6 protein-coding genes, 2 tRNA genes and 1 rRNA gene are annotated in these 10,000 nt (G+C 62.3%); 4 read left to right on the top strand and 5 right to left on the bottom strand.

Annotation, left to right across the window (positions count from 1 at the left end; genetic code table 11):
* Positions 1-158: 158 nt before the first annotated feature.
* The 4 genes from OZ411_RS20355 to OZ411_RS20340 all read right to left on the bottom strand — a co-directional run bounded on the left by OZ411_RS20355 (position 159) and on the right by OZ411_RS20340 (position 2,818).
* Positions 159-234 (bottom strand) — tRNA-Ala (locus OZ411_RS20355).
* Positions 235-291: 57 nt separating this feature from the next.
* Positions 292-368 (bottom strand) — tRNA-Ile (locus OZ411_RS20350).
* Positions 369-596: 228 nt separating this feature from the next.
* A 16S ribosomal RNA gene (locus tag OZ411_RS20345) occupies positions 597-2,085 on the bottom strand.
* A gap of 580 nt (positions 2,086-2,665) precedes the next feature.
* Positions 2,666-2,818: a hypothetical protein gene (locus tag OZ411_RS20340; protein WP_165421390.1), complete on the bottom strand. Its 153-nt coding sequence runs from the start codon at positions 2,816-2,818 to the stop codon at positions 2,666-2,668.
* A gap of 133 nt (positions 2,819-2,951) precedes the next feature.
* Between OZ411_RS20340 and OZ411_RS20335 the strand changes: the two genes are divergently transcribed.
* The 3 genes from OZ411_RS20335 to OZ411_RS20325 all read left to right on the top strand — a co-directional run bounded on the left by OZ411_RS20335 (position 2,952) and on the right by OZ411_RS20325 (position 5,803).
* Entirely contained in the window at positions 2,952-5,015 is a 2,064-nt protein-coding gene (locus tag OZ411_RS20335; protein ID WP_165421391.1) for a M23 family metallopeptidase, read from the top strand.
* 92 nt (positions 5,016-5,107) lie between these two features.
* Complete coding sequence (locus OZ411_RS20330) at positions 5,108-5,467, top strand: SPW repeat protein (RefSeq protein ID WP_130582072.1); 360 nt, start codon at positions 5,108-5,110, stop codon at positions 5,465-5,467.
* An 81-nt stretch (positions 5,468-5,548) separates the two neighbouring features.
* A complete protein-coding gene (locus tag OZ411_RS20325; protein WP_130582073.1) occupies positions 5,549-5,803 on the top strand; it encodes a hypothetical protein in 255 nt (84 codons plus the stop codon).
* A gap of 71 nt (positions 5,804-5,874) precedes the next feature.
* Here the strand turns inward: OZ411_RS20325 and clpB are convergent, their stop codons facing one another.
* A complete protein-coding gene (clpB, locus tag OZ411_RS20320; RefSeq protein ID WP_282529386.1) occupies positions 5,875-8,514 on the bottom strand; it encodes an ATP-dependent chaperone ClpB in 2,640 nt (879 codons plus the stop codon).
* 337 nt (positions 8,515-8,851) lie between these two features.
* Here clpB and OZ411_RS20315 point away from each other — a divergent pair, with 337 nt between their 5' ends.
* Positions 8,852-9,637: an MOSC domain-containing protein gene (locus tag OZ411_RS20315; RefSeq protein ID WP_282529385.1), complete on the top strand. Its 786-nt coding sequence runs from the start codon at positions 8,852-8,854 to the stop codon at positions 9,635-9,637.
* The last annotated feature ends 363 nt before the right edge of the window (positions 9,638-10,000 follow it).

Here is a 10,000-nt window from a genome sequence, read left to right as displayed (position 1 = left end):
CCCGCGAATTGCTCCGCAGATCCCAAACTTGGATCGATCTCCTCTTTACGATGTCAGATAACACGCACATCGCGTCCATCCGGACTGCGTGTGCGAATTGATGTTTCGCGGACGATTATGTCGAGGCCTGAAGCAGCGCATCGATCTTCGACTTCATCTGGTGGAGCCAGACGGGATCGAACCGACGACCTCATGCTTGCAAAGCACGCGCTCTCCCAGCTGAGCTATGGCCCCGTACCAGAAGACGAATGCCGTGGGCTGGATAAGAGAGACACATGCGCTCGATCAAAGTGGTGGGCCTGGGAAGACTTGAACTTCCGACCTCACGCTTATCAAGCGCGCGCTCTAACCAACTGAGCTACAAGCCCCTGACGCTTATCCCTTTTGAGGATCGGAGCCCGCTCGCGCGCAACCGGCTGTCGCCGATGCATCGCACAGCGCTCAAGCCCCTGGCGCGTGTTCGTCCGCGAAGAAAGAGAAACGAAGACGGCGAAATCCCGCCAATGGAGCTCAAACGATCTGGCGATCGATTGGCCCCGAGATGTTTCTAAAACGATCCGATAGTGAGCGTGAGCTCTCTGAAGGACCATCCTTAGAAAGGAGGTGATCCAGCCGCAGGTTCCCCTACGGCTACCTTGTTACGACTTCACCCCAGTCGCTGACCCTACCGTGGCCGGCTGCCCCCTTTCGGTTAGCGCACCGTCTTCAGGTAAAACCAACTCCCATGGTGTGACGGGCGGTGTGTACAAGGCCCGGGAACGTATTCACCGTGGCGTGCTGATCCACGATTACTAGCGATTCCAACTTCATGGGCTCGAGTTGCAGAGCCCAATCCGAACTGAGACGGCTTTTTGAGATTTGCTAGGACTTGCGTCTTCGCTTCCCATTGTCACCGCCATTGTAGCACGTGTGTAGCCCAGCCCGTAAGGGCCATGAGGACTTGACGTCATCCCCACCTTCCTCGCGGCTTATCACCGGCAGTCTCCTTAGAGTGCTCAACTAAATGGTAGCAACTAAGGACGGGGGTTGCGCTCGTTGCGGGACTTAACCCAACATCTCACGACACGAGCTGACGACAGCCATGCAGCACCTGTCTCCGGTCCAGCCGAACTGAAGAACTCCGTCTCTGGAGTCCGCGACCGGGATGTCAAGGGCTGGTAAGGTTCTGCGCGTTGCGTCGAATTAAACCACATGCTCCACCGCTTGTGCGGGCCCCCGTCAATTCCTTTGAGTTTTAATCTTGCGACCGTACTCCCCAGGCGGAATGCTTAAAGCGTTAGCTGCGCCACTAGTGAGTAAACCCACTAACGGCTGGCATTCATCGTTTACGGCGTGGACTACCAGGGTATCTAATCCTGTTTGCTCCCCACGCTTTCGTGCCTCAGCGTCAGTATCGGGCCAGTGAGCCGCCTTCGCCACTGGTGTTCTTGCGAATATCTACGAATTTCACCTCTACACTCGCAGTTCCACTCACCTCTCCCGAACTCAAGATCTTCAGTATCAAAGGCAGTTCTGGAGTTGAGCTCCAGGATTTCACCCCTGACTTAAAGACCCGCCTACGCACCCTTTACGCCCAGTGATTCCGAGCAACGCTAGCCCCCTTCGTATTACCGCGGCTGCTGGCACGAAGTTAGCCGGGGCTTATTCTTGCGGTACCGTCATTATCTTCCCGCACAAAAGAGCTTTACAACCCTAGGGCCTTCATCACTCACGCGGCATGGCTGGATCAGGCTTGCGCCCATTGTCCAATATTCCCCACTGCTGCCTCCCGTAGGAGTTTGGGCCGTGTCTCAGTCCCAATGTGGCTGATCATCCTCTCAGACCAGCTACTGATCGTCGCCTTGGTGAGCCATTACCTCACCAACTAGCTAATCAGACGCGGGCCGATCTTTCGGCGATAAATCTTTCCCCGTAAGGGCTTATCCGGTATTAGCACAAGTTTCCCTGTGTTGTTCCGAACCAAAAGGTACGTTCCCACGCGTTACTCACCCGTCTGCCGCTGACGTATTGCTACGCCCGCTCGACTTGCATGTGTTAAGCCTGCCGCCAGCGTTCGCTCTGAGCCAGGATCAAACTCTCAAGTTGGACTTGAAACTTTGAACCGGCTGATCACAACGTTTGACGAGGTCCACACCGAAATCGCGCAGCGATTCACATCGCTGGCGACCTGATCTCAATGAAGAGATCATGGTGTAACCTTATTCAAAACGTGTACCGCCGAAGTCTTTCGTCCGGTCCCGATCGGGAAAAGTCCTGGGTTCGAAAACCCTGACTTTCAAAATCGAGACCCGCAAGGACTCCGCCGTCCACGTTTCTCTTTCTTCATCTTCACTTGTCAAACAGCCCGAGATCCGAGGACCTCACACCCTTAGGAGGGTTCGACCTCCTTCACCCGACGGCAAATCCGCAACCGATTTACATCGGCTGTTGAGTCACTCATCAAAGTGAGGAGCATCAAGGGCGCGAAAGCTTGCCTTGGCCTACCGGGCCAATGCAGCGCCGCGCTCAGTGGGTGCCTTATAGGCCGGCCCAATCCGGCTTGTCAACGGCCATTGTCAACAAATCGTCGCATCAGGTGCAGATTCTTCTCGTGCGCAGAATTGCTCGATTTTTCGGGACTTTACGCCGTACTTGAGCCACAATCCTGCGACGTTCTGACGATTAGTTATGCAAAATGAATCGCCGGATGCCAGTGGGGGCTGCCGGTGGTTTCTACCAAGGGACTGACGATTTCTGATGAACCCGTCGCCAGTTCCACGCGGCCGAGCAACATCGAGAGATTTACACATCGTTGCCGTTCGAGATTGTGGTTGGCCATCGGCCTTCGATAATTCACGAATGTTGCTGTATGTGACGCGCCGTACTGCCGGATTGCCCTGCTAGGGCGAATGCGGGCGCAAGGGAGTGCGGAAGTCTCGTCGTATGCTGATGGAACTTGGGGGGACACGGGTTTGAGCCAACGGGCGTCACGCGGGAGCGGCTTTGGACGCGAGACCGGGATGATCGATCTCGGTCACGAGCCGCCGCTGTCGGTTGACGGCTCGGAGGCTGCGGTGATCGACCGCCGCCGTGTTTCCGTACAATGGTTCAGCGGCACTATCCTCACCGGCCTGTGCGGCGCAGCCTTGATCGGCGGCGCCGTTTTTGCGTCCCTCGACGGCGAGATGACCTTTGCCAAGCTCCCGGAGCGGGTCGAGGGCGCGCTGCGCGGTGCCGTCAGCGCCAATGACCGCGCCGCCACCCTGCACAAGAGCGACCGCCTGCCGCCGCCGTCGGAATCAAGCGCCTCGCGCAACGTGGTGCGGGTATCGACGGTCACCCGCGTCGGCAACCGCGACGTGATGCGGGTGCGGCCGTATGTTCGCATCTCCGGCAACCTCTCGATGACGACAAGCGATCTTTCGGCCAAGATCCCGCCGTTCAACGCCCAACGCATGCTGACCGATGTCGGCACTAATCAGACCGCGGCGGCCGACGATCCGAACAACCCCGAGGCCGTGGAGCCCGATGCCGAGGTCTCCTTCGTGACCAAGGATCTCGGGCAGGTGCTGCCGAAGGCGAAGATCGCCGCGGTGGTGGCGCTCGACGAGATCCTGATGCGGGTGCGTGACGCAGCCAACTGGCGCGGCAATAACGGCGGCGTCCGTTATACGCTGGCCAACGCCACCGCCGATGTCGGCGGCGCGCAGCCCGACATCAAGCTCGCCTATGCCACCGAAGGCAACGTTTCCGATCCCTATGCCGGCTTCGAGACCCGCGTGGTGCCGGAAAACGTCACGCTGCTGCCGAAGACCAAGGAGCAGGTCACCGGCGGCAATCCGACCGGGGAACGGGTGCATATCGTCAAGAAGGGCGACACCGTCACCTCGGTGCTGCGCGACATGGGCGCGACAGCCGAGGAGGCCAAGGCGATCGCGGCCACGCTTGGCGCCCGCGGCCGCGATGGCGGCCTCAAGGAAGGCCAGAAACTGCGCATACTGATGGCGCCGGCAAATCCGGCCCCGGGAGCGCGCCTGCAGCCCTATCGCGTGATTGTCGCCAACGACACCCAGGTCGAGGCGATCGCAGCCCTCTCGGACATCGGCAAATATGTCGCCGTCGATGTGCAGAGCATGAACACCGTGTCCGACACCGCCGACAACAGCGACGATGACGACGAGGATGATGGCAGCGGCGTACGGCTCTATCAGAGCATCTACGAGACCGCACTGCGCAACAAGGTGCCGCAGAACGTCATCGAGGACATGGTCCGTATCTATTCCTATGACGTTGACTTCCAGCGCAAGGTGCAGCCCGGCGACTCCTTCGACGTCTACTACGCCGGTGAGGACGAAGGCGTAACGAGCAGCGAAAAGACCGAGGTGCTGTACGCTGCGCTCACGGTCGGCGGCGAGACCAAGAAATACTACCGGTTCCAGACGCCTGACGATTCGGTGGTCGACTATTACGACGAGACCGGCAAGAGCGCGAAGAAGTTCCTGGTGCGCAAGCCCGTCAACAACGCGATCATGCGCTCCGGCTTCGGCGGCCGCCGCCATCCGATCCTCGGCTACGTCAAGATGCACACCGGCGTCGACTGGGCGGCCCCCTACGGCACCCCGATCTTCGCTTCGGGCAACGGCGTGGTCGAAAAGGTCGGCTGGGAGGGCGGCTACGGCAAGTATGTCCGCGTCAAGCACAACAACGGCTATGAGACCGCCTACGGCCACATGTCCGCCTTCGCCAAGGGCATGGAGTCCGGCAAGCGCGTCCGCCAGGGCCAGGTGATCGGCTTTATCGGGTCGACCGGCATGTCGACCGGTGCCCACGTCCACTACGAGATCCTGGTCAACGGCCGTTTCGTCGACCCGATGCGCGTGAAGCTGCCGCGCGGGCGCTCGCTCGAGGGCTCGATGCTGGCAGGCTTCGAGAAGGAGCGGGACCGGATCGATGGCCAGATGAACAGCCGCGGCAGCTCCCGCATCGTCTCCGACGCCACCGGCTCGACCGGTTCGCGGCCCGTCAGCAACCGCTGATCTCCTCCCTCCAAATTTGCCGCGCCGGCCATGGAACCGGGTGGGCATCAGCTCGGTTTCATGGATACGCGAAACCTCCAATGGAGGGTGTCATGGAGAATTGGACGAACGCGAAATTGTGCGACGTCGCAAACCTGGTCCTTGGCGCGATCCTCTTGCTGTCGCCCTGGCTGTTCGGCTTCACCGCCGGAACCGTCTCCACCAACGCCTACATCACCGGCATCGTCATCGCGGTCCTTGCGATCGCGGCGCTGGCGGCATTCGCGGTGTGGGAGGAGTGGCTGAACCTGATCGTCGGATTGTGGGCCCTGGTGTCGCCCTGGGTATTGGGCTTCCACGGTACCACCGCGATGACGGTCCATGTGGTGATCGGCGCGGCGGTGGCGATCCTGGCTGCGATCGAGCTCTGGATGATGTCGCAGCACCCGCCGCGGCTGACAACGGGCCGCTGATCGAGGACTGCCTTACTTCGGTCCCTGCCCGCCATGACGGCGGGCGGAGGCCTCGTTGTTACGCGTCGAGGGGTACCGGGCATGAGGCGCATCACACGGGATGACGTCGTCAGAGCGGTCGGCCAAGTCGACGATGTCACCATCGCCAAGATCATCGCGACCGGCGCCACCGTCGACGAGTTGGCGGAGGCCCAGGCCTGGCTCGCCAATGACGAGCCGCTGATGAACGCCGGCAAGCCGCTCGCGACCGGCCGCGCCCGCGAGCTCGTGGACATCCTTTCCGAACTCGAGCCGAGCGAAGAGGACGATGTCGGCCCGGCGGTAACGCAGGAATAAATCTTCCAACCTCCCAGAAACTCGAAGCCCCCTCCGCGGACCGCGGAGAGGGCTTCTAGCCGTCTCATAACTCAGTTCAGCTTGCGCTTCGCTACCGGCGCGTCGAACTGGGCGACCTCGGCGGTCTGCTGCGCCTTGCCATTGAAGGTCAGCACGTTGCCCTCGGCCGAGATCTTGACCTTGTCGCCGTCCTTGACATCGCCAGCCAGGATCATCTCGGCCAGCGGATCCTGCAGGCTGCGCTGGATCACCCGCTTCAGCGGGCGGGCACCGTAAGCCGGGTCCCAGCCCTTGGCGGCCAGCCAGTCGCGCGCCGCCGCATCCAGCGTGAGCGTGATCTTCCGATCCTCCAAGAGCTTCTGCAGCCGCGCAAACTGGATCTCGACGATCCGGCCCATCTCGCTCTTCTGCAGCCGATGGAACAGGATGATCTCATCGACGCGGTTGAGGAATTCGGGGCGGAAATGCGCCCGCACCGTCGCCATCACCTGCTCGCGCACCGCGCCCGTATCCTCGCCTTCCGGCTGGTTCACCAGGAATTCCGAACCGAGGTTCGAGGTCATGATGATCAGCGTGTTGCGGAAGTCGACCGTGCGGCCCTGGCCGTCGGTCAGGCGGCCGTCATCGAGCACCTGCAACAGCACGTTGAAGACGTCAGGATGCGCCTTCTCGATCTCGTCGAACAGCACCACCTGGTAGGGCCGCCGCCGCACCGCTTCGGTGAGCGCGCCGCCCTCGTCATAGCCGACATAGCCCGGAGGCGCGCCGATCAATCGCGAGACCGAGTGCTTCTCCATGTATTCGGACATATCGAGGCGGACCATCGCGGTCTCGTCGTTGAACAGGTACTCCGCCAGCGCCTTGGTGAGCTCGGTCTTGCCGACGCCGGTCGGCCCTAAGAACATGAACGAGCCCATCGGCCGGTTCGGGTCCTGCAGGCCGGCACGCGAGCGGCGCACGGCGGTCGCCACCGCACGCACCGCCTCGGCCTGGCCGACGACGCGCTGGCCGAGCGCATCCTCCATCTTCAGGAGCTTCTCTTTCTCGCCTTCCAGCATCCGGTCGACCGGAACACCGGTCCAGCGCGAGACCACCTGCGCGATGTGGTTGGCGGTGACCGCCTCCTCCATCGTCGCGCCCTGGTTCTCGCTGGCCTCGATATCGGCGAGCTGTTTTTCCAGCGCCGGGATCTTGCCATAGGCAAGCTCGCCGGCACGCTGGAATTCGCCGCGGCGCTGGGCGTTGGCCAGTTCCACACGCAGCGCGTCGAGCTCGGCCTTCAGCTTCTGGGCATTGGAGAGCTTGTTCTTCTCCGCGCTCCAGCGCGCCGTCAGCGCCTTCGATTTCTCCTCGAGATCGGCGAGTTCCTTCTCCAGCGCCTGCAGCCGGCTCTTCGAGCCCAGATCGCTTTCCTTCTTCAGCGCCTCCTGCTCGATCTTGAGGCGGATGATCTCGCGGTCCAGCGTATCAAGCTCTTCGGGCTTGGAATCGACCTGCATCTTCAGCCGCGCCGCCGCTTCGTCCATCAGGTCGATGGCCTTGTCGGGCAGGAAGCGGTCGGTGATGTAGCGGTTGGACAGGGTCGCAGCCGCCACAAGCGCGGAATCGGAGATCCGCACGCCGTGGTGCTGCTCGTACTTGTCCTTCAACCCGCGCAGGATCGAGATCGTATCCTCGACCGAGGGTTCGCTGACAAAGATCGGCTGGAAGCGGCGGGCGAGCGCGGCATCCTTCTCGACGTGCTTCTGGTACTCATCGAGCGTGGTCGCGCCGATGCAGTGCAGTTCGCCGCGGGCGAGCGCCGGCTTCAACAGGTTAGACGCGTCCATCGCGCCGTCGGCCTTGCCGGCTCCGATCAGCGTGTGCATCTCGTCGATGAACAGGATGAAGGTGCCCTCGGCCGAGGTCACCTCCTGCAGCACGGCCTTCAGCCGCTCCTCGAACTCGCCGCGGTACTTCGCGCCCGCGATCAGCGCGCCGAGGTCGAGCGATAATAGACGCTTGTCCTTCAGGCTCTCCGGCACGTCGCCATTGACGATGCGCAGCGCCAGGCCCTCGACGATGGCGGTCTTGCCGACGCCGGGCTCGCCGATCAAGACGGGGTTGTTCTTGGTGCGGCGGGACAGCACCTGGATGGTGCGACGGATCTCCTCGTCGCGGCCGATCACCGGATCGAGCTTGCCGTCGCGCGCGGCCTGGGTCAGGTCGCGGGCATATTTCTTAAGCGCGTCATAGGCGTTCTCGGCGGTGGCGCTATCGGCCGTGCGGCCCTTGCGCAGCGACTCGATCGCAGCATTCAGGTTCTGCGGGGTGACGCCGCCCTTGCTCAGGATCGAGCCGGCCTCGCTGTTCTTCTCGAGCGCAAGCCCGAGCAGGAGACGCTCGACGGTGACGAAGCTGTCGCCGGCCTTCTCGGCAGCCTTTTCGGCCGCATCGAACGCCCGCGCCAATTCGGGTGAAAGGTAGACCTGCCCCGCGCCGCTGCCCGACACTTTCGGCAGCTTGTTAAGCGCATCCTCGGTTGCCTTGAGGATGGCGCGGGAATTGCCGCCGGCGCGATCGATCAGGCCGCCGGCTAGGCCTTCGCTGTCGTCCAGCAGCACTTTCAACAGATGCAGCGGCGAGAACTGCTGGTGCCCCTCGCGTACCGCAAGCGACTGCGCCGACTGGATGAAGCCGCGCGCCCGCTCGGTGTATTTTTCTATATTCATCGTTTGCTTTCCCTCGGCCTGCCCTCCCGGCCCTGGGCGCGATCAGCAAAAGTGGGTACCGGTTTTGCGTCTGATCGCGCCCAATTCTTAAATTAGCGCGTGATCTTTTCGCGAAACCGCACGCACACTTTCGCGGATCACGCGATAGGCACCGTGGAAGGCATCTTCATTGGGTTTCCGCCCGACCGTGTTGATATCCGTCAACCGACCGGTGGTCGTCGCCCTCGTTTCAGGCTTGATCACAATGTGGGCATCGGGTTCCGAAACGGAAGAGCTTTCCGCAATGAATTCGTAAGGGTTCGGTGGCCCGATCGATGGAAATCTCCTAAAAGGTCTGATGTCCTCCACCTCCCCCGCACAGATCGCCGGCATCTACCGCTATCCCGTCAAAGGCCTGACCGCAGAGGCGCTGCCGCGGGCCGAGCTCAGGGCCGGCCAGACGCTGCTGTCCGACCGCCGCTACGCCATCGAGAACGGCCCGAGCGGCTTCGAGCCCGAGCAGCCCAAATGGCTGCCGAAGCCGCATTTCCTGATGCTGCAGCGGGACGAATGGCTGGTGCCGCTCCGCGCCGAGTTCGACGACGACAGCCACGTCCTGACCCTGCGCCGGAACGGCGAGATGGTGGCCCAGGGCGACCTCGAAACGGCCGCCGGGCGCGCCGCGATCGAGCAATATTTCGCACTCCACCATGCCGGCCAGATCAAGGGGCCGCCAAAGGTCCTGACCAGCCCCGGCCACAGCTTCTCCGACGTCGCCCGCAAGGTGGTCTCGATCATCAACCTCAACAGCCTGCGCGCGATCGAGGAGATGGTCGGGCAATCAGTGCATCCGCTGCGCTTCCGCGCCAACCTCTATGTCGAGGGCTGGCCGGCCTGGCACGAATTCGAGCTGCTCGACCAGACGATCGCGATCGGCAGCGCACGGGCCAAGGTGGTCAAGCGCATCACCCGCTGCGCCGCCGTCAATGTCGATCCCGACACCGGCGCGCGCGACCTCACCATCCCCCACACCCTGATGCAGCGCCTCGGCCACAACGAATGCGGCGTCTATGCCGAGGTGATCGCGGATGGCGCGGTGGCGCTCGGGGACTCGATCGCGGCGGAGCAGCCGGAGCTGCTGTAGTTGGGGAGCGGGCAAGAGCGTGAGCGCCTGCCGCCAGGCCTGCGCCGTTAGACCCTCATCCTGAGGAGCGGCGCCTTCGCCGCGTCTCGAAGGATGAGGCCCCGCCAGTGGCCTCGCCCTTCGAGACGGTCGCTCGCGCGACCTCCTCAGGGTGAGGGGATAGGTTGGGGTACGCCGCTCTATCCTCGTCATTGCGAGTTGGGATTCAAATTTCAAACAGCGTGAGGATGTAAGTTCGCGTTCTCGCGGCGCATTGCGTCCGAGTTTTGCTTCACTTTCCACCCTCTCATTGAGCAGAGGGCGCAGGGAAAGCCGGGTGCCGGTTGCACCCATGGGTCCCGTGCAACAAAAAGCACGGGGGTA

The sequence above is a fragment of the Bradyrhizobium sp. Arg237L genome (assembly GCF_029990105.1).
GTDB lineage: Bacteria > Pseudomonadota > Alphaproteobacteria > Rhizobiales > Xanthobacteraceae > Bradyrhizobium.
This window is presented reverse-complemented; position numbering and strand designations above follow the sequence as displayed.